This window comes from Candidatus Arthromitus sp. SFB-rat-Yit, assembly GCF_000283555.1.
Lineage (GTDB): Bacteria > Bacillota > Clostridia > Clostridiales > Clostridiaceae > Dwaynesavagella.
The window spans coordinates 465,131-490,062 of the sequence record NC_016012.1 but is presented as its reverse complement, the minus strand read 5'-3'; the positions used below and the strand labels follow the sequence as shown (position 1 = coordinate 490,062).

Below are 24,932 nucleotides of genomic sequence, written 5' to 3'. Positions count from 1 at the left end.
CCTTTTTCATTTTGAATATTTAACTATAACATTAATTATATTTCCTATTGAATTGTCAGAATTTATATTCATATTATTTATATATTTCTCTCTATTGGAGTAAACCTTATCTATAAGATTACCCAAATCATCAAAACTCTTTATATCTTCTTCTTCAATAAATTCACTAAATCCTCTATCAGCAAAAGACCTTGCATTTAAAATTTGATCCCCTCTACTAGCTCGCTTTGATAATGGAATTAGTATATTTGGTTTTTTTAATGCAAGTATTTCATATATACTATTTGATCCTGCTCTTGATATTATCAAATTACTTATTTTCAATAAATGTGGCAATTCATATCCAATATATTCATTTTGAATATACCCATCCTTATTTTCCAAGGAATTATCCAAATTATTTTTACCACAAATATGAATTATATTAAATTTATCCAAAAGTTTATCCAAATTCTTACGTATCAAATTATTTATAAAAACAGATCCTTGACTACCTCCCATTACAAATATAATAGGTTTATTACTATTAAATTTACAAATTTCTTTACCTTTTATCTCACTTCCGAGAAACAATTCTTTTCGTATTGGAGTTCCCGTTAACTCGATTTTTTTACTTCCAATATATCTCTCTGTTTCTGGGAAGGTTGTACATATTTTCTTTATAAATGGCATAGCAATCTTATTTGCAAGTCCTGGGGTAATATCCGATTCATGAGAAACTATAGGCACTCTATTTCTAAATGCACCCAATATTACAGGGATAGCAACAAATCCACCCTTTGAAAATACAATATTCGGCTTCTCTTTTTTAATTATACTACTTGCCTCAAAAACACCCCTAATAACTCTAAAAGGATCCTTAATATTATTAATATCAATATAACGCCTAAGCTTACCTGTACTTATACCGTAATATTTTATTTTTTGTGATTCTATTAATTCCTTCTCTATCCCAGTCCTACTCCCAATATAAACAATATCATATCCCATTTCTCTCAATTTAGGTATTATTGCAATATTCGGAATAACATGACCTGCCGTTCCACCACCAGTTAATATAATTTTCTTATTCATCTATAATGCCCTCTTTATACTGAAATAAATTTTAATATAGTCTTTAATTTAAGAATAAATATCAGAAAAATGGATGTCTACTTTTGAACTAACATCATCATTTATCAATATATCTTCCTCAATCATCTCAAAATCATTATCAATAATAGTTTTATTAAACGTTAAAATAAATTCCGTTCCAATTCCAATATCACTATTAATAACAATTTTACCCCCTAATATATCAACAAATCTCTTTACTATGGATAAACCTATCCCACTTCCCTCTGCACCACGACTCAAAACAGAACTAACCTGATTAAATTTATCAAAAACTCCATTTAATTTATCTTTAGGTATTCCAATTCCTTGATCTCTTACTTTCAATACAAAATTATCACTATTTATAATCAGGTTAACATACACCATTTTATTGTTTGGGGTGAATTTAATTGCATTAGATAATAAATTTAATAAAATCTTCTCATACATTTCTTTATCAAAATACAAATACTCTTCTTCAACATTTGGTTCAAATATAACTTTTATATTTTTTTTGTGATTGGCATGCAAATTTATTGACGTAACTATGTCTTCAGTTATAATAACTATATCAAAATAACTCATAATAGGTAACATATAACCAGATTCCGCTTTTGATAAATCTAAAATATTATTAATAAGTTTTAACAACCTTGAACTATTTTTATTCATCATATTTAAATATTTTTTCATTCCTATTGTCACTTCATCTCTACACAAATTTTCAAGTGCTTGAAGAGATGATTTTATTAAAGTAATCGGCGTTCTTAATTCATGAGATACCATGTTGAAAAAATCATCTTTTAATAACTCTTGGGTTTTAATTTGAGTTATATCAGAAAATATAATAATATTATGATATTTGAGCTTAGAATTATCATGATAATCTATAGTGTTCAATGTTATTTGAAAATATTTTTCAATATTTTTTTCAATATTCTTAAATAAGAATTGGCCTGTTCTCTTTTCATTTTTGAATTTAATATTCCTTAAAAACTCCCTAATATCAATCGTAGTATTCCCAATAGCATCAACCTTATAATTATCTAAAAATTTTAAAGATAAAAATTCTCTAGCTGTAAAATCAAAAGTATTCTTATACACATCATTGCAATAAATCTCAGAAAACATATTGTCTACTACTATAATTCCATCGTGCAAATTGTTAATTATATTGTTTATATGAATAAACTGATTATGTTTCTTTTTATTCAATCTATGCTTTATATCAATAAGTCCCTTCATATCAATAATATAATTTCTCATCGACTCATTACTTTTACTTAAATCTCTATAATCCATATAAATATCTGTAATATCCGTTAATATATAAATATTTCCCACTACTTCATTACCATATAATTTGTGTTCATAAATTCCAAGTTTAAAAAATAGTTCCTTTCTTTTGAAAACCCTCTTAAACACAACAGTTCTTGTATCATAGTTTAAAATATTTTTCGATATTTTATTAACAAAATGAAAATCCTCATCACTTATAACATCATCATGTATACCTATTTCAAACGCATCAATAAAATCAGTTATACTTTTGCCTTTTAAAAAGTCCTTATCAAATGAAAATGATTCATAAGCCTTTTTATTATAAGATTTTATAATATTATTGAGATCAGTAATTAAAACAATATCATTAAATGAATTAATAATATCAATTTCATTCAGTTCCATAGTAATCACCTTTAAAATCTATATTTTAATAAGAAATACTTTATCATTTCACTAAAATTATAATTATCTATACTCACTTCATACAAAACATCAATAAAAAATTGATTGTTCATATTACATTTTCCGGAATACAACCTCTCAAGTTCAACTCTTGAATAAGAATTACTAAATGATTTATCAAATTCTTCAGCATCCCCAAAATATACAAAATCAAAAATTTTATCATCTGTAGAAATTAATTTAATAGAAATGTAATTCTTGTTTTTTCCAATTCTCTTGATAGAATACACTCTCAAATGCTTATCGCCAATAACTGGTTTTAGATTTGATTTCCCAAACGGCTCAAGTTTATCTAAATCCTTAACAAAATCATAATCTATTTCTTGAATTGGACAAAAAATATCAATATATACAGTGTTTATATATTTATCTTTATCAATTCTACTCGACTTATTTAATCTATCTCTAAACAAATTTATATTCTCTTCTTTTATAGATAATCCTGCTGCCATAGGATGTCCTCCAAAAGCCTCAAGTAAATCTCGATTCTCAGAGATTAAATCAAAAATATTTATTCCTTCAATCGACCTAGCCGATCCCTTACAACATCCCTCACCTTTTGTTAAAACAATCGTGGGTTTATAAAATCTCTCTTTGATTCTTCCAGCAATTATACCCGCTATGCTTTCGTGAATATTTTCATTGTAGATAACAATCACATTTGAATTAAGATAATTCTCCTCTTTAATTATTTTCAAACTTTCAACAAATCCCTCTAAGGTCATGGACTTCCTTTTATCATTTAAATCTTTTATCTCACTTGCAAGCTCATAAGCCTTCTCCTTATCATCACACAAAAGGATATCCAATCCTTTCATACCGCTATCAAGTCTTCCCAAAGCATTTAAACACGGACCAATCACATAACCTATATCATATGAACAAATATTTTCTCTCGATATAGAATTTACATCTATTATAGCATTAAGCCCAATGTTATTTGTTGTCCTCAATAACTCAATACCTTTCTTTGCTAAAAATCTATTTTCCCCTTCCAAATCTACAACATCACAAATAGTTGCAATGGCAGTTATTTCAATCAACTCATTTATTTTATTTTCCAATCCAAACTTCCTGTATAACTCACAACATAGTTTAAAACAAACTCCCGCACCACAAAGTTTTTTAAACTCATATGTACAATCATCTTGCTTTGGATTCAAAATCACATCAGCATCTGGCAAAACCTTTTCAAAATTTCCATTCTCACCATTAACAATTTGAATATCATGATGATCAGTTACAATTATCGTAAATCCATTTTCTTTTGCAAATTTTATTACATCAATAGCAGCAATTCCATTATCACATGTAATTAAAAATTTAATACCATCATTCTTTGCTTCACTAACTATCCTTGTATTTATTCCATAACCATCTTTAACTCTATCAGGTATTACAAAATCAACATTAATCCCAATATTTTTAAAAGTTCTATACAATATGTAAACACTACTTATACCATCAACATCATAATCTCCAACAATTCTTAACCTATCTCCACTCTCAACTAATGAAATCAAAATATCTATAGCCTTTTGAAAATCTTTTAATTTAAATGGATCATTCAACAAAACTTCACTCGGATATATGTAATTTTTAATGTCATCAAAATTTTTAAAATCTCTATTTATAAGTATTTTCAAAATTTTATTAGATATTTTAAGCGTTTCTAATCCTTCAACCAAAGTATTTCTATTCCTCAAAATCCACCGTTCTAACATACACTCCTCCTATTAAATTCATACTGCAATTCTAACATATAAACTATAATTTTAAAAACATATTGAATAGTTTCTAATTTACTTGAAATAATTAAAGTGTTTATAAATTTAGGAGGTGTAATTATGTTTAATTCAATTAACGATTTATTAAATTATATAAGGTCCAATGATTCACAGATGGAAATCACATACGACATTACAAATGGAACTTTATTGGTTGTTAACAACACAACGAATCAAGTTTTATTTAATCAATCTTTAAATTATGAACTTGGAGAATTCAAAACATCAATAGAACCTTTATTTACTCATTTAAACTGTGACGTCATTTATGTACGTGATGCTCTCACATAAAAAAAGAAAGCTTTGAAACAAAGCTTTCTTTAATTAATTTATTTACCTTTCAATAGATAAATTTCCTAAATTAATCTATTGGAATAATCCTTCTTTCTCTAACTGTACCATAAGCTCGTCATATATTTGATCAGCTAAATCATAATTTCCTGCGTATTCTGCTTCTACTAACCTCTTCTCTATTTCTGCAGCTTCTTTACTGTAATATCCCTCTTTTACATCTAAATCGATTAAATATAAATCATACGCTTTATCTATTTCAAGTTGTACATTTTCAGAATTAATATCATTTGTAAAAGTATTAACTTTATTTTGATCTATATATCCAGCATCTTTCATTTCACTTATAAGTTCACTATAGTACCCTGCTAAATCTTCGTCTGCTGTTACTCCTTCTTTGTTTAACTGTACCATAAGCTCGTCGTATATTTGATCAGCTAAATCATAATTTCCTGCATATTCTGCTTCTATCACTCTTTTATAAATTTCTCCTGCTTCTTTACTGTAATATCCTTCTTTTACATCTAAATCAATTAAATATAAATCATACATTTTATCTATTTCAAGTTGTACATTTTCAGAATTAATATCATTTGTAAAAGTATTAGCTTTATTTTGATCTATATATCCAGCATCTTTCATTTCGCTTATAATCTCACTATAGTACCCTGATAGATCTTCATTTACTGTTACTCCTTCTTTCTCTAACTGTGCCATAAACTCATCATATATTTGATCAGCTAAATCATAATTTCCCGCGTATTCTGCTTCTATCAATCTTTTATGCATTTCCCCAGCTTCTTTACTGTAATACCCTTCTTTTACATCTAAATCAATTAAATATAAATAATAAGCTTTCTCTATTTCAAATTGTACATTTTCAGAATTAATATCATTTGTGAAAGTATTAGCTCTATCTTGATCTATATATCCAGCATCTTTCATTTCACTTACAAGTTCACTATAGTACCCTGCTAAATCTTCGTCTGCTGTTACTCCTTCTTTATCTAACTGTACAATAAGCTCGTCATATATTTGATCAGCTAAATCATAATTTCCTGCATATTCTGCTTCTATCACTCTTTTATAAATTTCTCCAGCTTCTTTGCTGTAATATCCCTCTTTTACATCTAAATCAACTAAATATAAATCATACGTTTTATCTATTTCAATTTGTCCATTTTCAGAATTAATACCACTTCTAAGAGTAGTAGCTCTATTTTGATCTATATATCCTTCATCCAACATCTCTTGTATAAGATCTTCATATCCATAATTACTATATGAATAATCTTCTGCAACAACTGCTGCTGTATTTTGTTGCGTATTAACTGCCATTGATTTTACACTTCCTGCTCCAACTGTTATTAATGCTCCTAAAGCTACAACTGATAATATTTTCTTAATTTTATTTTTTAACATATTAAACATCTCCTAAACTTTTATTTCTTATTTTTAAATTTTGTTTGTCCTACTTGATGTTTTAATTATATATCCATATAAATTTTTGAAATAGTAATTTCTATTTAAGAAATTATTAAAAATTAATATCTTTTAATGCTTAAATATTAAAAAATAGTATCTTTTAATAATATTATCTTAATATTATTGTATCTTTTTACAGAAAAATAGGGTAAATCTCTTAGATTTACCCTATTAGATACTCGTAACAAACAAATTTCAAAATCTCAAAACTTAATATTATCCTTAAACTTTATAATTTAACTAAACCATAAAACTTCCACTACCCTCTAATTTTATAGCTTCTATACAAGACATATCTACCAAATCATTTAACTTATTATTCTGTAAATCTCCATCATCAGTCTTTATAATAGTATTGATTTTACATGTTATACCCTTATTCACATTATCATTAAAAGCGTAAAAATTAATTGAAGCATATCCATAACATCCATTATAAAATTCTTCTTTATTATTAATTGGTTTATTAAATTTATCCAATATAACTGGCTGGTTGATGTTAATGGCATTTATAAAATAACAACCTTTATAAATTTCATCTTTAGATTTCTCAAGTCCATCTTTTAACGGACTTTCAATATTTAAATTCAATTTATTATCTAAAATATTTATTCCTATTTTTTTTGCATTTTCTATAGCTTTTCTAATATCACTTAATGTCTTACCATCTGATTTGGGTATTAATAAGCACACTGAATATTCAAAATTGTCTACATTAATAGCCTTATCTTTCCAAATATTTACATCATCAAAACAAACTCTTCCAGTAATTACCTCTGTACTTAAATCAACCATAATATTAATCTCCCTCAAACAAATAATTTAATAGATGTTATTCTTTATTAAAACTTTAACCAATTTACAACATTATTTAAAATATTTATTTGTAAAACATAAATCACAAAAAAAATAATAAAACACAAGAATTAAATCCTGTGTCAAAATCAAATACCACAATTATATAAAATTGTATAAACTAGCTGCTTCAAGCTTCTTTTTTATATCTCTATAAAACACGCTAGCTATTATTATTATAAAATCATCCTTTATTTTTTTAACTCCCTTTATAGTATGAATTATCTTCCCCATATGAAAGAGTCCTTGTTTAAAAACATTTTCTTCCATAAAGCATATAATTTTATTTTCATCTATGAATGGCTTAACACATAAATCAAAATACTCATCAATTCCATATATCACAACATTTTTATTATATATACGCTTAATCGTATTACACTCAATTAAAAAAATTCCATATTTATTCCCATATCTATCATTTAAAATTATATTATTAACAACATCATACCCTTCAAAATCTTCTTTTTCCCATACACTAACTTGTATTTCATCTGGTGTATATTGTTTATTGTGTTTTCCAAGTTTAACATAGATCAATATAAATCTTGATATTCCCATTGCATTACTTAACATTCTTATACTTTCTTCTCTTGATCTATATTCCAATACGTGTGAAAAGATAGTCAAATCATATAAAGCTAAGTGATTTTTTAAAAACCCCTCTAAATCTTGCCTATATATATTATCATAGAAAATATCATGATAAGTTTGTATATAAGAACTAGTAATATTTTCTATCCCATCTATTTTAATATTCCATAAGTCAGGTCTTCGAACCTTTCCCATGTTATCTCGCTCTAATAATTCTCGGCATAAAATTCCCCAACGTCCAAAACCAACATTAACGTCTAATATCTTTACGGGATTTACTTTTCTAATTATTTCTAAAACATCCGTTATATTTAAATGTGAATATATGTACACTTTCTACCATCACCTCTATTACTGATTATAATATTAATAATTAGTATTTGAGTCTATACTTAATTTTATACAAACATAATAATAAAAACCCAATACTCATTTGTAATTATGTTATAATCATAAGAAAATTATATTTGAGGTGATTAATTTGGTCAATGTTTTATTTATATGTTTAGGTAATATTTGTAGATCTCCAATGAGTGAAGCTTATATGAGACATATCATTAAACAAAATAATCTTAGTGATAAAATCAACGTATCATCTAGAGCTACATCTAGTTATAACGTAGGTAATCCCCCTCATCATGGAACTCAAACAATCCTTAATAAATTAAATATAGATTTTTCAAATATCATATCTAAAAAACTTACAGAAAAAGATTTAAGTACAAACGATTATATAATTGTTATGGATGATTCAAATATGCGTGATGTAACAAATATAAATCCTAACATAAAAATACATAAGTTAACAGATTTTATCAAAAATTCATCTCATAATTTTGTTCCTGACCCTTATTATACTGGAGATTTTAATTTAACCTTCGAGCTTATTAAGGCTGGATGTGATTCTATTTTGGAACATATTATAAACGATAAAAAACTATAAAGTATCCTTCACTCTAAGTGAAGGATACTTTATTTATAAAATAATTTCTTTTTTGTTTGTAATCACTTATTTCTTGCATTTTATTATCCAAATCAGAATTATTACTATTATGATAATCATCTTTATATTGGTTATCAAACCACTTAAACATACGGTTATTGAGTTTTATATAATTAAATAATACCTCTAAATGTTCTTTAATATCTCCTTCAAAATTATTTAAGAAATCTATAAGAAATGTTTTGAATCTATCTATATTAAAATTAAAAATTACCTTTTCAGATAACACAGCTATATCTTTAACAAACAAATCAATAGAAGCATTATAGAAGTTTGCCATATAACACTTTCCGTCATTAAATACAAAAGATTTATTTGATAGATTTCCATTTATAAATCTTATATTTTTATAATCACTTACATAATTCTTAAATTTATAACTAGTAAAAAACTCCCTAATTTTTATAAGCTCATCTTCCATATAAATCTTATTTTCTAAAAACAAATTATCAATCTTATTTTTTCTGTGCTTGTACAAAATAAACATCTCTATATTTTGTATATTTAAAAGATGATTATCTATATATTTTATCTCATCACCTATGGTCAATAATTTTACATCTTCTTTTAAATTGAAATTATAATAATCTTTCAAAATGTCCCTAGATGCATTATAAAAATCAATTAAAATTTCTTTGATTAAATTAAAATCAAAATCATTCCATTTATTATGTTCTCCATTTGGATAATTAAAAACAATATAATCTTCATTTGTAATGTTATCTGTAAAATATTTTTTCCCATTAAAACAATACATATCTTGAATCAATTTGTTTGAAGAATTTATATTTTTCAAAACCTCAAATATTTGAATGTATTTTCCCACATCTTCCTTAAAAATTTTAAAGAGTAAATATTTATTTCCATTCTGATCAACCATAAAAAATCCATTTTTGTATGGATAACATTCACTTACATCTATCCCAACAACAATTTTCAAAAAATCATAAGATAAATTATATTCATTCAAATTTAAAATACAAAAATTAGGATTAATCATATAAGACTATCTCCATCTTTACTTAAAACATTATCAAAATTGCATTCTTTAGAGTAATTAGATAATTCTCGCCCCAAATCCCTATATCTTGATATAACTCTCACAAACTCATAAGGAAAACTTGTACAAGCCAATATAAAATTATAGCTGTCAATTCCTAAATCTTCTTTACTACAAACATAAGAACACATTTTAATAAATTCAACATCCTTGTTCAATCTTTTAAGTCTAGTAAAAAATTTAACATAATCATACTCTACAATATTTTCACAAAAATCATTTATATTTCTAACATATATTTTGGAATCTGAATCAACATAAAGATCGCTAAGTCCAACATTATAAACACACACTTCTTTATTTTTCATACTCCTTAAAATGAGGTTTTCATAATTATTTTCATGTATTATACTAAGTATCCTTCTTATCCTAAAAAGTACACCTTCACCAAGTTGTGATACATTTTCTTCAAATTCATTTTTAGGATTAATCTTATACCTGTTTATGTCTTGATTTAACATAATTTCAGCAAATTTAAAATTATCTACCATTTTATTAACCAAATTATTCAACGGTATTGGACAACCTTTCAAACGCCCATGTAAATCAGAAAGTATGTTAATATGCTCAAAAATGGCACCATTTGTATAACTCCTAATCCTGTTTTTCCCAAGTTCTTTAAATTCATATACCTTTTTTGAGATAGCAAAACTTTTTAAACTCATAAGAACTCCTACACAACTATTTAAAAATTATACTTTTTATAAAATTCGTCTTGTCTTGCTTATCATTTTCGGATCTATTCAAACGCTTTAAAAACCTTTCATCACTCCATCTAATATTTTCTCTATAACGTTGAATTCCTATTTGCCAAAAGTCATTTGGAAATAATATAAAAGAAAGTGTAAGTAAAATTTCACGTTTAGGTAAACGTTTAATATCCCTATAAGAATTAATTATCAAATTTAGTTTATATTCATTCCAACTCCCAAGCTTTAAGCATCGATTAATAAAACTTCCTAAATCATGAAGATAGGTATCTAAAATAACATAATCAAAATCTATAAAATAAATTTTCCCTTTTGAATCAATTAAAACATTATGATTTGCCAAATCATGGTGACAAATATAACCTATCTCAAAATGTTCTTTTACAATTTTTTCATACTCAAATTTATATAATAGTTCAATGCTTTCCTTTGCTAAATCAATATTCTTATCTGCATTTTCTAAATAAATCCTATCAAATATATCCAAATCACTTCTATATTTCAAAGATTCTTTAAATGAAATAATATCCATAAGCTTTAAATTGAATATGTCTCCCCACTTCATCCACCTATAATCTGGTAAAATATTTTTCGATGGTTTATATCCTTGTGTATAATTATGAAAATTACCAATATTTTGTGATGCACGTATAATATCATAATAGTTACTATAATTTAATTCCCGACTTTCGATCCATTCGGTCATGTAAAAATAAACATCATTAAACTCAATGTATTGTTCCTCTGAATATGTTTCAACTATACTTAAAATATTATCAAATTCCTGTTTTTTCAAATAATCAAGAACATCCAATATATATTTAAATTTATCAAATTTACATTTACATTGTTTTAAACAAAAATTCCCTTCAACAGCCGATATTTTATAAACATTTTTAAATTTAATTATATCAAATATTGTTATGTCATAATTTACCTCTACTACTCTCTTCAAATCTCTTACATATTGATCCATGAATAGCCTCTCTACAATTTAAGTACATGATTACTATATGAAAATTTAATATTAATTGTTACTTGTTAAATACAAATAAAAAGGCATATCAAATTAACTTGATATGCCTTAAAATTATTCTTTAATTGGTAAAGTAAATATATTGCTAAAATTTTTGCTACTATCTTCTATTATATTTACATTCCCAAATACACCTATCTTATTAAATCCGATATCTGAGATAGTTTTCCCAATACTCTTAATATCCTGAATTGTTGTTGATTTAATTTCATCTATCATATTTTTAAAATCTTTCTTTTTCATTCCTGTTAAATAATTATGTACTTCAGTCTTTGCCCTATCAATTTCATCACAGCTGGTTGCAAGAGATGAAATTGTTATAGTTTTATATTTTTCAAGCAAAGATTCACTTATATCTATCTCACTTAAATAATTGCCTATATTATTTATAACTCTTATTTGTTCTTTCAAAACTGGAGAAAATCCTGCAACAACTGCAAATGTTCCTTGAGTTGTAGCTAATGAATTAACTTGATATGCACCATTCTTAACTCTTATATTTCTATAGAGATATTCCCCTAAAATTGATTCTGCGACCAAAAACTTAGGTGTGTAATTTCTACCGCTAGCTTTAAAATTTAAAAGTGCATACAATGTTACATTTGTGGATGGAGCTTTTATTGATATTCTTTCTCTAACTGCATCAAATTTGTATTTATATTTTCTATTTACACTATTATTTAAATTACAAAGTAAATTTGCCTCTAAATTCTTTTTAACGAGTTTATAATTATCGTTATTTGCAACCACACCAATTTTTAAATTATTTATATTAAATACTATATTGCTAACATTTTGTATTTCCTTGTTTATAGTATGTATATAATTATGATCTTCTCCATATTTCCCAAATATATTAATTAAAAATTTTACATAAGGTAATCCTTTCGTATAATTTTTATACTTACCACCATCATAATTTGAACCATCGATTTCATAATAAACTATGCTAGGATTAATTAAATTCGATTCATAATAGTACTTCAACTTATTAAAATTATTTTGTAACAGATCAACATTTTTAAAATTTATATTATTTATAAGCTCATTTAATAATTTTATGGACTTATCCAAATTATTTTTGTTCGTATCAAATGATATCTTAAAGGTTGGATTATAAATATTCCCATCAAAACAATTTAAATTTTCCTCTAACGTTATATTAAGGTTAAATAAGGTCTGCTTAATATCGCTCATAAGCTCTATATTTGTCTTATCAAAGCTTCCAAATCCTTCTTTCATTAAATCAGAAAATAAAGCTAAGTAATGAACTTTACTTTTAGGAACTGTTCGTGAATCAAAATTGAGAGATACATTTATAAAATCATTTTCAGAAATTTTTCCCCATACATATTCATAAATTCCATTTTTACTCTGAATTTTAGCGTCACCAAGTTTATCATGTTCATTTTTAAATGGGTTAGATAATTTTTCAAGCACAACCATAGAATCTTCTTGTTCAATCCATGAATTAAATTCATTCGTTTCGTTAATTAAATTAACTTTTTCATTTTCACTCATAGACTCTTTATAATTGTTAAGACCTTCTCTTAAAATTCTTTCTTTTTCCTCAATTATACCGAAATCAGGCTCTAGTATTACAAGCGATGAATGTCTGTTATTAATAAAATGCATATCAAGTATATTGATAAAATCTTCTACTCCATACTCTTTTAAATACTCCAAATTTTCATTAAATCTTACGCTATCTATAATATCTCCACCAGATGACCAAGCATTTATTATATTCCACATAACAAGACTATCTGGTGTATCTGTTATTTTCTTATTTATAATATTTTTCGTTATATTATAATAATTTTCAATATACTCTTCATTTAAAATATTATCCCTAAAATGCTCAAGCTCTTTATAAATGAATTTTTCAAATTCTGCACCAAGTTCTTTCTCCGAATTAGCAGAGAACATTACATAAGATTGTTTCGATCCAACATTTCTAAAATCAATTGAAAAATCCGTTCCAATATTCATTTCATTAAATCGTTTTTCTATTCCTGAAAATTCTGCACCCATCATAGAAACTAAAAACTTAATTGCAAAACTTTCTTTAACATCGTTAATATTTCCTGTAGCAAAAGAGTTAACAAAAATATGTTTATTGTATCTATTTTCTTTCTCTGGCACGGGATACTTCAAATTCATATAAACCTTTTCATTAATATTTTCATTAATATTATATTCTTGAATCTTCTCTTTCCTATCGTGTAAACTAAAATGCTCCTTATCCATAAATTTAAGGACCTCATTTGTATTTATATCACCGTATAATATAACCAAACAATTTGATGGAACATAGTATTTTTTGTGAGATTCTAGAAGTTCTTCTAAAGTCAATTCTGGTATAGTATAAGGATCTCCACCCCCATTAAATGAACCTGGGGCACCTTTATACAAACTATCTACAGCTGCAATTGATTTATAAAATTCATTGTTAAAAACATACCCTTTCATTTCATTTAAAACAACTCCAGTTAATTTTAATGGAGAATTCATTTCTTCCAGTTCAAATCTCCATCCCTCTTGTTTAAAAATATTTTCTTCTTTATACACTATTGGATAAAATAAAGCACTTAAATAATAATCAATAATAGTCTTTAATTGATTATTATCTCTTGAAGATACATAATATGTAACATAGTTTGTGTCCGTCGCTGCATTTATATATTCCAAATTATTTAAATAAAATAATGCAGGAAACACATCTTTAATCGGATATTTCTCAGACCCCGAAAAAAATATATGCTCCAAAATATGATTAGTCCCTTTATTATTAATCGTAGGAACTTTAAATGTTATATCAAAAAGTTTTACCTTCGAATTATTCTTTATGTGAATAACCTTAGCTCCACTTTTCTTATGTTCATATAATAAAACTCTTGATTTCAATATATCAATATACTCTTCTCTTAAGAGTTCATATCCGCTTATATTTTTTATTGGTAACGCAGATACCATTGAAACACTATTAAAACAATAAAAAATTACCATTAAAAATATAAAGAAACTTCTCCTCACCCTACTATTCAAATTAATTTCCTCCTTAATTTTACTAATAGTAAGTTTTCTCAGTTTTAAAAATTTTTATTATACTTTCTATAAAAAACTAAGATATTCAAATTATAAAAATTTGTATCTAAAATTTGTATTTTATTCAATAAATATTTATAGTATAATTTATTAATATTTATTGAATATTTTTAACTTAATATTAACTTTGGAGGATATTGAATGAAAAAAGTATTATTAGGTACTGCACTAATTTCTTATTTAACCCTGCCATCCTACTTGTCTGTAAATTCTATGATAAAGGTTCCATTAGATGTAAACGGAGATGTAAGTATAACTATACCACTCACTAACTTGCCTAATAAAGCAGTCTTAAACTCTTACAGCCAATCATCAGTAAATAGAATACTTTTATTAAACAATTCAAAAAATAGTAAAAAAAATAAAATTACTATTAAAAATGATTAGTTTTATCTTATCTTTACTTCTATAATCCTAATGTTTTAAATTAAATTTAAAAATAAATAACTCAATTTTGATTTTTTAATTATTGTTTTAATGTTATAATTAAATATCCTTTTGATTTAAAAAACATTTTAGGATGGGAAAAAAATGAAAAATTTTGATCATTTATATAGAATAGATAATCCAAGTTTTTTGAAGAATCTTTCAATTGATAAACTTTACTTACTTTCTGAACAAATAAGGGATTTTTTAATTGAATCTTTAAGTCATACAGGTGGACATGTTTCTTCAAATCTTGGAGTTATAGAACTAACAATAGCACTACATTATATTTTTGATTTTGAAAAAGATAAGTTAATTTTTGATGTTGGTCATCAATGCTATACTCATAAAATCCTTACAGGTAGAGCAAAATTTTTTGACTCTCTGAGAAAATTTAATGGACTTTCGGGATTTCCAAGGAGATGTGAAAGCAATTTTGATATTTGGGAAACAGGTCATAGTTCTACATCTTTATCTGCTGCCTTAGCACTTGCAGTTAGTAGAGATTTTAAAAAAACATCGGAAAATATAATTTCCGTTATAGGTGATGGTGCATTAACTGGTGGAATGGCTCTTGAGGCTCTAAATAATATTGGATACGAGCAAAAAAAACTTTTGATTATATTAAATGATAATCAAATGTCTATTTCAAAAAATATTTGTGCACTAATGCCCAAAAATAATAATACAAACATATATGAATCGTCTTCATGCATATCAAATCTCAAAAAAAATGAATCAATAAATTTTTCAATGAAACAATTTTTTCAAAGTATAAATTTAAATTATTCAGGACCTATAGATGGCCACAATATCAAAAGTTTAATAGATGCTCTAAATAAAATTAAAAATATTTCAAGACCATCTGTTCTTCACATAATTACAAAAAAAGGTAAGGGACTTCATACAGCTGAAAATGACAATATAGGATCGTGGCATGGAATTGGTCCTTTTGATAAATCTACTGGACTCAAGATTAAATCCAAAAATCAAAATCATAGAGCTTGGGGATCTATTGTATCAGAAACTGTTGAACGTCTTGCGAAAAAAGATAAAAATATAGTTTGCATTTCTCCTGCAATGACAAAAGGTTCTAAACTAGAGTTCTTTAAAAATAAATTTCCTGATAGAACTTTCGATGTAGGAATAGCAGAACAGCATGCAGCAACATTTTCTGGTGCATTAGCTTTATCAAATCTTAAACCAATATTTTTTGTATATTCAACATTCTTACAACGTGCATACGATCAAGTTATACACGATATAGCAAGACAAAACATAAATTTATTAATCGCAGTAGATAAATGCGGATTCGCAACAGGTGATGGTGACACCCATCACGGTATATATGACATTAGTTTTCTTAGACCAATACCAAATATATCAATAGTCATGCCAAAAGATCAAATAGAGGCTCAACACCTTTTATATAATTGTCTTTATAATTACGAAAATAAAGGAATCATATCTTATAGATACCCTAGAGGATACTCCAATTTAACTCATGTTCCTCACTTTAAAAATATCGAGTTTGGCTCATGGACAGTTGAAAAAGAGGGGAATGATCTAACTATTTTAACATTTGGACCAATGCTCAAAGTTGCACATGATATATATGATTTTTTTAAGACAAAAGATATAAGCATAAAAATTGTAAATGCTCGTTTTATAAAACCTATGGATGAAGATATGCTTCACAAAATATTTAAATCAAATATGCCTATTGTAACAATAGAAGAAGCTTGCAAAATAGGAGGATTTGGATCAGGTATTTGTGAATTTGCAATCAAACACAAATACAAAAATGATATTGAAGTATTTGGAATTGAAGATAACTTCTTTCATCAAGGAGATACTGATAATCTAAGAAAAATTTCTGGTCTTAATACAGAATTTATGATAGACAAAATAAAAGCACTTACATACATACATTAATTTAAAAGGGGATTTTACATAATGAAAAATATTTCTATTCTAGGAGCAACAGGATCTATTGGAATACAATCTCTTGACGTTATAAAAAACAATCCACATAAATTTAAACTAAATTCAATTTCTATAGGAGAAAATATAGCGGAACTTAGAAAAATCTTAAAACATTTTTCTCCTGAACTTGTATGTTTAAAAAATAAAAATGATTTTGAACGTATGCGTGCGGAGTATCCAACTATAAAATTCACATACGGAAATGATGGATTGTTAGAAATTGCAACATTTAACAAATCAAATATTATCATAAACGGTCTAGTTGGAAATATAGGACTCTTACCAACTATACACGCTATAGAATCCCATAAAAATATAGCTCTCGCAAATAAGGAAACTCTTGTTACAGCAGGTCACATAATAAATCAAAAAGTTGAAGAATACAATGTGGATCTCATACCAATCGATAGTGAACATTCCGCCATATTCCAAGCCTTAAACGGTGAAAACCATAAAAGTATAAAAAACTTAATTTTAACGGCATCTGGTGGAAGTTTTAGAGATAAAACAAGAGATGAACTTAAAAATGTTAGTATTGAAGATGCATTAAAACACCCAAATTGGTCAATGGGTGCAAAAATAACAATAGATTCTGCAACAATGGCAAACAAAGGACTTGAAATAATCGAAACACATTTTTTATTCAATGTAGATTATCAGAACATAAAGGTTATCCTTCATCGTGAAAGCATTATACATTCGATGGTTGAATTCGATGATTCTACTATAATAGCTCAACTTGGAACTCCGGATATGAGAGTTCCTATTCAGTACGCTTTAACATATCCTGATAGAATACAAAACAAAGACTTCAAAGCATTAAACTTTGAAGAAATATCATCACTAAATTTTTCTAAATTGGATTTTGAAAGATATCCTTGTGTAAAAATGGCATTTGAAGCTGGAAAACTTGGCGGTACTGCAACAACAATATTTAATTCTTCAAATGAAGAAGCTGTTAGACTATTTTTAAATAAAAAAATCTCATTCTTAGATATAGAACTTCTAATTGAAAAATCTTTATCTAACTATACGATTATAGAAAATCCAGATTTAAATACAATTATCCAATTAGATAAAGAAGTTAAATCATTTGTTTATGAAGAATCAAAAAAGATTTAAGGCAGTGCAAAAGCACTGCCTTAAATATTTGGTGGCTAGAGCAGGAATCGAACCAGCGACACGAGGATTTTCAGTCCTCTGCTCTACCAACTGAGCTATCCAGCCAAATCAAATATATCAAATGTAAACTACAGGTATTATTATGCATAATTAATTCATAAATGTCAATAACTAAAATTTTATATTTTTAAAAATTCATCCTTTTGAATTATTTAATATATCTGAATTCTTTGGAACGTTCAACTCTTTCTTTCTCTTTGTCATTATTCCACCAATTTTTCCTGTTTCACTGGCCGTAAGACCACTCCAACCATATTTATCAACTTTATCTTTTAATCCAAGTTCTTCAGCTATTTCATATTTTAAATTTTCTCTCAACTGCTCTAATTCAGTTAATTTTTTATTTGATTTTAACTTTTGCTTTATTATCCTTTTTAGAGAACTGCTATTACTTATAATAATTCACCTCTTGAAAAGAAAAGTATATTATTTATTATAGTGACAGTTTAACCATAACCTATTTCAAATATACTTTTATTACTTTTGATTATTAAATTCATTTATAATATAATAAATACTATATTTTAGAATCTGGAGGTTATTTATATGAGATATAATGTAGCTGTTGTTGGTGCAACAGGTAAAATAGGAAGAACATTTCTTAAAGTACTAGAAGAAAGAAACTTTCCTATTAAAAATATTTATCTATACGCTTCCAAAAAATCTTTAGGATATAAGCTTAATTTTAAAAATAAAGACTATGAGGTTATTGAATTAAAAGAAGATAATATTAAAAATGATATAGATTTTGCATTCTTCTCTGCTGGTAGTGATACAAGCCTTAAATTTTCTCCTCTATTTTCAGAAAAAAATGCTCTTGTAATTGATAATTCTAGTGCGTTCAGAATGGATAAAAACATCCCTCTTGTAGTTCCTGAAGTTAATGGAGAAGAAGCTTTAAAAAATAATGGAATTATCGCAAATCCAAATTGTTCAACTATACAAGCTGTTATAGCCCTTAAACCACTCCATGATAAATTTAAAATTAAAAGAATAATTTATTCAACTTATCAAGCAGTTTCTGGTGCTGGTAACTTTGGTATTAAAGATTTAGATATAGATGTTGAATCAAATCTAAACAAATTTCAATATTTAATAAAAGGAAATCTAATTCCTCAAATTGATGTATTTACTGACAATGGTTATACAAAAGAGGAAATGAAAATGATAAATGAAACTAAAAAAATATTAAAAGATGATTCTCTTAAAATAACTGCCACTTGTGTAAGAGTTCCTATTGAAAATTCTCACAGTGAAAGCATAAATATAGAATTTGAGAACAACTTCACACTAAATGATATTTTCAATGAACTTAAAAATTTTAAAGGTATTACATTAATGGATGACATTAAACAAAATAAATATCCAATGCCAAGATATATTTCTGGAAAAGATGACGTATTTGTTGGACGTATTAGACTTGACGAGTCTTGCGATAAAGCAATAAATATATGGGTTGTTGCTGATAACATTTTAAAAGGAGCTGCATTAAATGCAGTTCAGATAGCAGAATATATTTTAAATAATAAAGGAGAATAACATTTATGAGTTTATTTATTGGTTCAGGTGTTGCAATTGTTACGCCTTTTAAAGAAAATGGTGATATTAATTTAGATAAATTAGAAGAGCTTTTGATTTGGCATATTCAAAATAACACAGATGCAATTATAATTTGTGGAACTACTGGGGAAGGTTCTACCTTAACTGATAACGAAAAAAAAGAATTAATAAAAACGACTGTTGAGATTGTAAACAAAAAAATTCCAATAATTGCTGGAGTAGGAACAAATAATACTAAAAAAAGTCTTGAACTTTCTAAATTTTCAAAAGAGGTTGGAGCTGATGGACTTTTAGTTATAACACCATACTATAACAAAACTTCTAAAAATGGGTTATTCGAACATTTTAAGACTATAAATGATCAAGTAGATTTACCGATTATGGCATACAATGTTCCCTCAAGAACTGGAATGAATATATCTCCTGAAATGTTATTTGAACTTTCTAAGCTTAAAAATATTACTTCAATTAAAGAAGCATCTGGAAATTTAAGTCAAGCTATACTCTATAGAAAACTTTGTCCTAATATCGATTTATATTCTGGAAATGATGATCAAATCGTTCCATTTATGAGTATTGGTGGAAAAGGCACAGTCACAGTTTTAGGAAATATACTTCCTAGAATTGTTCATGATATAACACATGAGTATATAAATGGAAATGTTAAAAAATCTTTAGATCTACAACTCAAATATTTAAATTTTATAAATTCACTTTTCATAGAAACAAACCCTATCCCAATAAAAACTGCATTAAATTTAATTGGTAAAAATGTAGGTAATTTTAGATTACCTCTAGTTGAAATAGATCCAAACAATTTAGACAAGTTAAAAAATGAAATGAAGAATATTAACTTACTTTAATTTTTTGTGTAATTAAATTTAAAAAACTTTGGAGGAAAAATGTTGAAAATACTTCTAAACGGTATAAACGGACGAATGGGAAAAACAATTGAAAAATTAAGTTCAAGTTATGATAACCTAGAAATTGTATGTGGAGTTGATACAAAACAAGATATTAACAGCAATGTTAAAACTTATCTTAATATAAATGATGTTCAAGAAAAAGTTGATATTATAATTGACTTCTCACACCCAAACTCACTAGATAGCATTTTAAATTATGCTCTAAATAAAAAAATAGGTATTGTAATTTGTACAACTGGACACACAAAAGAGCAATTAAATAAAATAAATAATGCCAGCAAAACAATCCCTATTTTTATATCTTACAACATGAGTATTGGAATAAATGTTCTACAAAAATTATTAAAAACAGCACTCAAATCTCTTTACAAAGATTATGATATAGAAATAACTGAAAAACATCATAATCAAAAACTCGATTCACCGAGTGGAACTGCAATAATGTTAATGGATACAATAAATGATTTTGTAAAAAGTAACTTTGATGAAAATGTAGATTTTAATCATGGTAGATTCGGTGAAAAGAAACGTGAAAAAAAAGAGGTTGGAGTTCATTCAATAAGATGTGGAAACATGATTGGATCTCATGAAATTATGTTTGGCGGAAACAATGAAATAATAGAATTAAAACATACCGCAATATCTCGGGATGTTTTTGCACAAGGTGCTATAAAAGCTGCACTTTACTTATTTGGAAAAAATGCTGGAATATACAATATGAATTCAATGTTAAATTTATAGACAAAAAGAGGACTAAAATTAATTAGTCCTCTTTTTATTTAAATAGCCCTCACTCTAAATATAAATCCATTTATAAAATCTATAATAATTCCATTACCTCTATCCACCTTAGCAAGATATGTAGATAATAACCAACAATATGATGACGATATTTCAAACATGCTACTTGTGATAATCCCCAGTAATGGATTTAAAAAACTTATAGGAGTAGATAGCCCTCCAATTAAACTAAATTCAGCTGCTAATAGGTCAAAATCATTTGAAAATTTACTCACCTGATCACTACTCATATATCTCCTGCATCCCCACCAATATTTTTCAATTTTATCTACATTAATAACATTTTTATTAAAATTGTCATTTGCATAAGCAAATTCTGTATGGAATTTTATGCTAACTAATATGCACAAAATAAATATTATAATTTTAAGTAATAATTTACTACTCTTCATCCTATCCTCGTTTACCAATGATGTATTATCATATTTTCATAATAATACATATTTATACAAAAAAATCAGGAATAAATGTTAACATTTATTCCTGAAGATAATAATTAGTTTAATTCTTTATTTTTGTACTCTTCTATTTTATCATCTTTATACCAACGATTATTTGTGTCTGGATTATTTATAAGTCCTAAAGCTACTAATATAGATAATATGCAATTTATTATCTGTACATATTTATCTTCACTAACAAAATTAATTCCAAATGCTGATAGCAATAATGGAATAAGTGCTGCAACTGATACCCATAACCCATAGTTTCTTAATCTATTTTTAAACATAAACTAGTACTCCTTTAAAACATATAACAATCCAATATATTCCCTAAAACAAAAAACTGAACTAAAATTTAAATTATGAAGAAATTTTATATCCTATAAATGTGATAATAAAATACGTTACAAAAAATAGCAAAACATAAATATCTACTACATTACTTAAACTTATATTAAAATTACCCTCCTTAACATTATTGGGTAAAACAGATGGTATTTTAATTTTTATATTTTCTCTTAATATCGAATATATTATGATCCCAACAAGAATTATTATAATTGGTATTATCAAATTTACAAAAATATCCGAACTATTGTTAACTACTACTCTAGATGAAATTATAGTCTTAGGAAATTTATTTCCAATTACTCTGACAAAATAATCAGCCATATTTATGCTTAAACTTGCTATTATCAGAGTAATCATGCTTCCTATTCTATCTAGAAAACACATTAACAAAATTCCAATAACAAACCCATATACAATTTGTGACAATCCAAAAAAGAAAAATGAAAATATAATAGATGATAATACCAATCTAGCCTTATTTGATAAAAATTTAAATGCATCTTTTAAAATACATCTAAAAAATAATTCTGTAAAAATCGTATGAACAAAAATATAAAAAATAAATTCAAAACCAAAATAATCTCTTATATAAATATTATTCAGATAAAACCTATTTCCTAAAGTAAATTTAAATATTGATGTAAAAATCAAATTCACACCATTAGCTATCAAATAAAATGAAATTCCAATTATTATTGAATTTTTAATAATTTTACTATTTAGTTTTGGAAACACTAACATTGAACTTATTCTGGAATTATAAAAATTTAAATATACTGCGATAGAAAATAAAAATAATATTATATCTCTTAAGCACATGTAAAATATGTAATATGAGTTCTGCGGAACATATTTAAATAGAATCAAATTTGAAAATATATATATTATAAAATCCATAAATAAAATAAAATTAAATAGTTTAGTTTTGGTCACAATTCCCTCCATAAATTCTATTTTATTTTATTTTATTAATCCTTATTTTAAAAAATGTACATTTAATTTTTATAATCATAACGCTTTAAGTTTATTTTTGCATAATTTAATATTATAATTATTTTCTGGAGGAATGTAGTATGGATGAACATGAAATCCAAAATTTATTTAACTCTGCCAATCAAATAAACTCAAATATAAATAATATAAATTTTTATTTAAATAATTTTAATAAAAATTATAGTGACATTGAACTCAATAACATTGACTCCGAATTAATCGAAATTAAAAAAATATTAGAAGCTAATAATCTAAATATAGAAAATTACACTAATTTTACACAAAATAATTTAATAGACTCCATAGATTCAAAATTAAATAACATAAAAAATAATATACTCTAAAATTTTAACTTAGTGGGGATTTTACTAATGAAATTACAACAATATATATTTATGTTCCTTATAATTTTTTCAATCACATCTTGTTCACGTTTTACTATATCAAATAGATATTATGGAAATAATACTGCTAATAAAAAATTCAATGTTGATATTGAAGTTAATAAATTATATAAAAATCTTGCTATAGATGAAGTGAATTTTGAAATTTCAAATATAAACTCTCAATCTAATGAATTACAAAAAATATATCAAGATTATCCATCAAATTATGAATTTATAAAAAATCTTAATGCTAGAATTATAAATGTTTTAGATAATATTGGTTTTAATGAAGAAATTGAATACAATTTCGCACAAAAATCCAAAAATAATAATATCCTTTTCACTAAAAGATCCGAGTTAGGTGATATTAATACAAAAACCCTTTTAATTACTACAACATACTTTAATTCAAATAATGAATTTAATCCTAAAAATATTTCAATGATATTTGAAATGCTTAGATTATTTGAAAATTTTAATAAAAAATATCATCTTTCTGTATTATTCATTAATAATTCGTCAAGTATTAGCAACACTATTAATACTTCAATAGATGATGTATTGGTTCATCTCGATTTATTATCTATAATAGATCTTCAATTTGAAGACACCCTTAATAAAGTCAATGTATTAAATTTAAATAATGAATCCAAAATATCTACATTTATTAACGATTCTATTAATTATAATTCATTTAACTTTATTAATTTTTCAGAAATTATAGATAAAACTCAATTCAATAATATTTCAAATAATAAAATTGATTTCGTAAGAATCGTTTCTGAAACAAATACAATTTATATAAATAAATGTGCAACCTTCCTAATTTCAATAATAGCTGATATTTTAAATAAACCAAATATTCCATCTGTTTCAACTAATGATTTAATGTTTAGAGTTGTTTTAGATTTATATAATCATAACTCAATTAAAAAAATATTGTATAAAATAAATAATGGCGAATATTCTGAGCTTACTAAACAATCCATACTAGAAGTAGATGACTACATAAATTTAAAAATTAAATTAGTTGATCTTTTCGATAACCAAAGTGATGAATTAAGTTTAAAATTATTTTAAAAAATAAAAAAGGGGGAGCTTATCTCCC

At 25.5% G+C, this 24,932-nt stretch carries 24 protein-coding genes and 1 tRNA gene; 10 read left to right on the top strand and 15 right to left on the bottom strand.

What is annotated here, in order from left to right; translation table 11 throughout:
• Positions 1-6 precede the first annotated feature (6 nt).
• Genes RATSFB_RS02310 through recJ form a run of 3 tightly spaced genes read right to left on the bottom strand, consistent with a single transcriptional unit; the run spans position 7 to position 4,565 of the window.
• A complete protein-coding gene (locus RATSFB_RS02310; RefSeq protein ID WP_014094437.1) occupies positions 7-1,074 on the bottom strand; it encodes an undecaprenyldiphospho-muramoylpentapeptide beta-N-acetylglucosaminyltransferase in 1,068 nt (355 codons plus the stop codon).
• Positions 1,075-1,122: 48 nt separating this feature from the next.
• On the bottom strand, positions 1,123-2,781 hold the full coding sequence (locus RATSFB_RS02305) for a sensor histidine kinase (RefSeq protein ID WP_014094436.1): 1,659 nt from the start codon (positions 2,779-2,781) through the stop codon (positions 1,123-1,125).
• Between the two features lie 11 nt (positions 2,782-2,792).
• Positions 2,793-4,565: a single-stranded-DNA-specific exonuclease RecJ gene (gene recJ / locus RATSFB_RS02300; protein ID WP_014094435.1), complete on the bottom strand. Its 1,773-nt coding sequence runs from the start codon at positions 4,563-4,565 to the stop codon at positions 2,793-2,795.
• Positions 4,566-4,688: 123 nt separating this feature from the next.
• Between recJ and RATSFB_RS02295 the strand changes: the two genes are divergently transcribed.
• Positions 4,689-4,919 (top strand): hypothetical protein, encoded by a 231-nt coding sequence (locus RATSFB_RS02295; RefSeq protein ID WP_044035514.1) that lies wholly within the window; start codon positions 4,689-4,691, stop codon positions 4,917-4,919.
• A gap of 75 nt (positions 4,920-4,994) precedes the next feature.
• On the opposite strand, the gene RATSFB_RS07460 is transcribed toward RATSFB_RS02295, so the two are convergent.
• The 3 genes from RATSFB_RS07460 to RATSFB_RS02280 form a co-directional block, all read right to left on the bottom strand.
• Positions 4,995-6,341, bottom strand: a complete 1,347-nt coding sequence (locus tag RATSFB_RS07460) for a hypothetical protein (protein WP_242821415.1) — start codon at positions 6,339-6,341, stop codon at positions 4,995-4,997.
• Between the two features lie 303 nt (positions 6,342-6,644).
• Positions 6,645-7,199 carry a DUF2815 family protein gene (locus RATSFB_RS02285; RefSeq protein WP_014094433.1) on the bottom strand — a complete coding sequence of 185 codons (555 nt, stop codon included), beginning with the start codon at positions 7,197-7,199 and terminating at the stop codon, positions 6,645-6,647.
• Positions 7,200-7,361: 162 nt separating this feature from the next.
• Positions 7,362-8,186: a hypothetical protein gene (locus RATSFB_RS02280; RefSeq protein ID WP_014094432.1), complete on the bottom strand. Its 825-nt coding sequence runs from the start codon at positions 8,184-8,186 to the stop codon at positions 7,362-7,364.
• Between the two features lie 139 nt (positions 8,187-8,325).
• Between RATSFB_RS02280 and RATSFB_RS02275 the strand changes: the two genes are divergently transcribed.
• Positions 8,326-8,796, top strand: coding sequence for a low molecular weight protein-tyrosine-phosphatase (locus tag RATSFB_RS02275; RefSeq protein WP_014094431.1), 471 nt, complete (start codon positions 8,326-8,328; stop codon positions 8,794-8,796).
• A gap of 13 nt (positions 8,797-8,809) precedes the next feature.
• Here RATSFB_RS02275 and RATSFB_RS02270 read toward each other — a convergent pair whose 3' ends face one another.
• The 4 genes from RATSFB_RS02270 to RATSFB_RS02255 all read right to left on the bottom strand — a co-directional run bounded on the left by RATSFB_RS02270 (position 8,810) and on the right by RATSFB_RS02255 (position 14,710).
• A complete protein-coding gene (locus RATSFB_RS02270) occupies positions 8,810-9,856 on the bottom strand; it encodes a spore coat protein S (RefSeq protein ID WP_014094430.1) in 1,047 nt (348 codons plus the stop codon).
• The gene (locus RATSFB_RS02265) at positions 9,853-10,581 is read right to left on the bottom strand and encodes a hypothetical protein (protein WP_014094429.1); all 729 of its coding nucleotides are present in this window, start codon (positions 10,579-10,581) and stop codon (positions 9,853-9,855) included. The genes RATSFB_RS02270 and RATSFB_RS02265 overlap by 4 nt, the downstream gene beginning before the upstream one ends.
• 16 nt (positions 10,582-10,597) lie before the next feature.
• A complete protein-coding gene (locus RATSFB_RS02260) occupies positions 10,598-11,602 on the bottom strand; it encodes a CotS family spore coat protein (protein ID WP_014094428.1) in 1,005 nt (334 codons plus the stop codon).
• A 114-nt stretch (positions 11,603-11,716) separates the two neighbouring features.
• Positions 11,717-14,710, bottom strand: a complete 2,994-nt coding sequence (locus tag RATSFB_RS02255) for an insulinase family protein (protein ID WP_044035512.1) — start codon at positions 14,708-14,710, stop codon at positions 11,717-11,719.
• A gap of 201 nt (positions 14,711-14,911) precedes the next feature.
• Here RATSFB_RS02255 and RATSFB_RS02250 point away from each other — a divergent pair, with 201 nt between their 5' ends.
• From RATSFB_RS02250 to dxr, 3 genes are all read left to right on the top strand, one after another.
• Positions 14,912-15,157, top strand: coding sequence for a hypothetical protein (locus RATSFB_RS02250; protein ID WP_044035511.1), 246 nt, complete (start codon positions 14,912-14,914; stop codon positions 15,155-15,157).
• Between the two features lie 144 nt (positions 15,158-15,301).
• Positions 15,302-17,131 carry a 1-deoxy-D-xylulose-5-phosphate synthase gene (dxs, locus tag RATSFB_RS02245; RefSeq protein WP_014094426.1) on the top strand — a complete coding sequence of 610 codons (1,830 nt, stop codon included), beginning with the start codon at positions 15,302-15,304 and terminating at the stop codon, positions 17,129-17,131.
• Positions 17,132-17,152: 21 nt separating this feature from the next.
• Positions 17,153-18,304, top strand: a complete 1,152-nt coding sequence (gene dxr / locus RATSFB_RS02240) for a 1-deoxy-D-xylulose-5-phosphate reductoisomerase (RefSeq protein ID WP_014094425.1) — start codon at positions 17,153-17,155, stop codon at positions 18,302-18,304.
• 29 nt (positions 18,305-18,333) lie between these two features.
• Here the strand turns inward: dxr and RATSFB_RS02235 are convergent.
• Together RATSFB_RS02235 and RATSFB_RS02230 are read right to left on the bottom strand one after the other, a co-directional pair.
• Positions 18,334-18,409, bottom strand: a tRNA-Phe gene (locus RATSFB_RS02235).
• Positions 18,410-18,499: 90 nt separating this feature from the next.
• Positions 18,500-18,760, bottom strand: a complete 261-nt coding sequence (locus RATSFB_RS02230) for a small, acid-soluble spore protein, alpha/beta type (RefSeq protein ID WP_050982243.1) — start codon at positions 18,758-18,760, stop codon at positions 18,500-18,502.
• A 150-nt stretch (positions 18,761-18,910) separates the two neighbouring features.
• On the opposite strand from RATSFB_RS02230, the gene RATSFB_RS02225 reads away from it, so the two are divergent.
• Genes RATSFB_RS02225 through dapB form a run of 3 tightly spaced genes read left to right on the top strand, consistent with a single transcriptional unit; the run spans position 18,911 to position 21,591 of the window.
• Positions 18,911-19,903, top strand: a complete 993-nt coding sequence (locus tag RATSFB_RS02225) for an aspartate-semialdehyde dehydrogenase (RefSeq protein ID WP_014094423.1) — start codon at positions 18,911-18,913, stop codon at positions 19,901-19,903.
• 5 nt (positions 19,904-19,908) lie between these two features.
• The gene (gene dapA / locus RATSFB_RS02220) at positions 19,909-20,787 is read left to right on the top strand and encodes a 4-hydroxy-tetrahydrodipicolinate synthase (RefSeq protein WP_014094422.1); all 879 of its coding nucleotides are present in this window, start codon (positions 19,909-19,911) and stop codon (positions 20,785-20,787) included.
• A 39-nt stretch (positions 20,788-20,826) separates the two neighbouring features.
• A complete protein-coding gene (dapB, locus tag RATSFB_RS02215) occupies positions 20,827-21,591 on the top strand; it encodes a 4-hydroxy-tetrahydrodipicolinate reductase (protein WP_014094421.1) in 765 nt (254 codons plus the stop codon).
• Positions 21,592-21,629: 38 nt separating this feature from the next.
• On the opposite strand, the gene RATSFB_RS02210 is transcribed toward dapB, so the two are convergent.
• From RATSFB_RS02210 to RATSFB_RS02200, 3 genes are all read right to left on the bottom strand, one after another.
• Positions 21,630-22,043 carry a hypothetical protein gene (locus tag RATSFB_RS02210; protein WP_014094420.1) on the bottom strand — a complete coding sequence of 138 codons (414 nt, stop codon included), beginning with the start codon at positions 22,041-22,043 and terminating at the stop codon, positions 21,630-21,632.
• Between the two features lie 104 nt (positions 22,044-22,147).
• Positions 22,148-22,381, bottom strand: a complete 234-nt coding sequence (locus tag RATSFB_RS02205) for a phage holin (RefSeq protein ID WP_014094419.1) — start codon at positions 22,379-22,381, stop codon at positions 22,148-22,150.
• A gap of 73 nt (positions 22,382-22,454) precedes the next feature.
• The gene (locus RATSFB_RS02200) at positions 22,455-23,378 is read right to left on the bottom strand and encodes a CPBP family glutamic-type intramembrane protease (RefSeq protein WP_044035509.1); all 924 of its coding nucleotides are present in this window, start codon (positions 23,376-23,378) and stop codon (positions 22,455-22,457) included.
• 140 nt (positions 23,379-23,518) lie between these two features.
• On the opposite strand from RATSFB_RS02200, the gene RATSFB_RS02195 reads away from it, so the two are divergent.
• Together RATSFB_RS02195 and RATSFB_RS02190 are read left to right on the top strand one after the other, a co-directional pair.
• On the top strand, positions 23,519-23,782 hold the full coding sequence (locus RATSFB_RS02195; protein WP_044035508.1) for a hypothetical protein: 264 nt from the start codon (positions 23,519-23,521) through the stop codon (positions 23,780-23,782).
• Positions 23,783-23,833: 51 nt separating this feature from the next.
• Positions 23,834-24,904 carry a glucosamine-6-phosphate deaminase gene (locus tag RATSFB_RS02190; protein WP_242821413.1) on the top strand — a complete coding sequence of 357 codons (1,071 nt, stop codon included), beginning with the start codon at positions 23,834-23,836 and terminating at the stop codon, positions 24,902-24,904.
• Positions 24,905-24,932: the final 28 nt, after the last annotated feature.

What these genes read in the sequence shown, in the direction of transcription:
- RATSFB_RS02260 (WP_014094428.1), bottom strand. Translation starts at nt 11,602, where the DNA reads ATGGATCAATATGTAAGAGATTTGAAGAGAGTAGTAGAGGTAAATTAT.
- RATSFB_RS07460 (WP_242821415.1), bottom strand. Translation starts at nt 6,341, where the DNA reads ATGTTAAAAAATAAAATTAAGAAAATATTATCAGTTGTAGCTTTAGGA.
- dxr (WP_014094425.1), top strand. Translation starts at nt 17,153, where the DNA reads ATGAAAAATATTTCTATTCTAGGAGCAACAGGATCTATTGGAATACAA.
- recJ (WP_014094435.1), bottom strand. Translation starts at nt 4,565, where the DNA reads ATGTTAGAACGGTGGATTTTGAGGAATAGAAATACTTTGGTTGAAGGA.
- dxs (WP_014094426.1), top strand. Translation starts at nt 15,302, where the DNA reads ATGAAAAATTTTGATCATTTATATAGAATAGATAATCCAAGTTTTTTG.
- dapA (WP_014094422.1), top strand. Translation starts at nt 19,909, where the DNA reads ATGAGTTTATTTATTGGTTCAGGTGTTGCAATTGTTACGCCTTTTAAA.
- dapB (WP_014094421.1), top strand. Translation starts at nt 20,827, where the DNA reads ATGTTGAAAATACTTCTAAACGGTATAAACGGACGAATGGGAAAAACA.
- RATSFB_RS02305 (WP_014094436.1), bottom strand. Translation starts at nt 2,781, where the DNA reads ATGGAACTGAATGAAATTGATATTATTAATTCATTTAATGATATTGTT.
- RATSFB_RS02225 (WP_014094423.1), top strand. Translation starts at nt 18,911, where the DNA reads ATGAGATATAATGTAGCTGTTGTTGGTGCAACAGGTAAAATAGGAAGA.
- RATSFB_RS02250 (WP_044035511.1), top strand. Translation starts at nt 14,912, where the DNA reads ATGAAAAAAGTATTATTAGGTACTGCACTAATTTCTTATTTAACCCTG.
- RATSFB_RS02265 (WP_014094429.1), bottom strand. Translation starts at nt 10,581, where the DNA reads ATGAGTTTAAAAAGTTTTGCTATCTCAAAAAAGGTATATGAATTTAAA.
- RATSFB_RS02205 (WP_014094419.1), bottom strand. Translation starts at nt 22,381, where the DNA reads ATGTTTAAAAATAGATTAAGAAACTATGGGTTATGGGTATCAGTTGCA.
- RATSFB_RS02285 (WP_014094433.1), bottom strand. Translation starts at nt 7,199, where the DNA reads ATGGTTGATTTAAGTACAGAGGTAATTACTGGAAGAGTTTGTTTTGAT.
- RATSFB_RS02295 (WP_044035514.1), top strand. Translation starts at nt 4,689, where the DNA reads ATGTTTAATTCAATTAACGATTTATTAAATTATATAAGGTCCAATGAT.
- RATSFB_RS02270 (WP_014094430.1), bottom strand. Translation starts at nt 9,856, where the DNA reads ATGATTAATCCTAATTTTTGTATTTTAAATTTGAATGAATATAATTTA.
- RATSFB_RS02195 (WP_044035508.1), top strand. Translation starts at nt 23,519, where the DNA reads ATGGATGAACATGAAATCCAAAATTTATTTAACTCTGCCAATCAAATA.
- RATSFB_RS02310 (WP_014094437.1), bottom strand. Translation starts at nt 1,074, where the DNA reads ATGAATAAGAAAATTATATTAACTGGTGGTGGAACGGCAGGTCATGTT.
- RATSFB_RS02190 (WP_242821413.1), top strand. Translation starts at nt 23,834, where the DNA reads ATGTTCCTTATAATTTTTTCAATCACATCTTGTTCACGTTTTACTATA.
- RATSFB_RS02210 (WP_014094420.1), bottom strand. Translation starts at nt 22,043, where the DNA reads ATGAAGAGTAGTAAATTATTACTTAAAATTATAATATTTATTTTGTGC.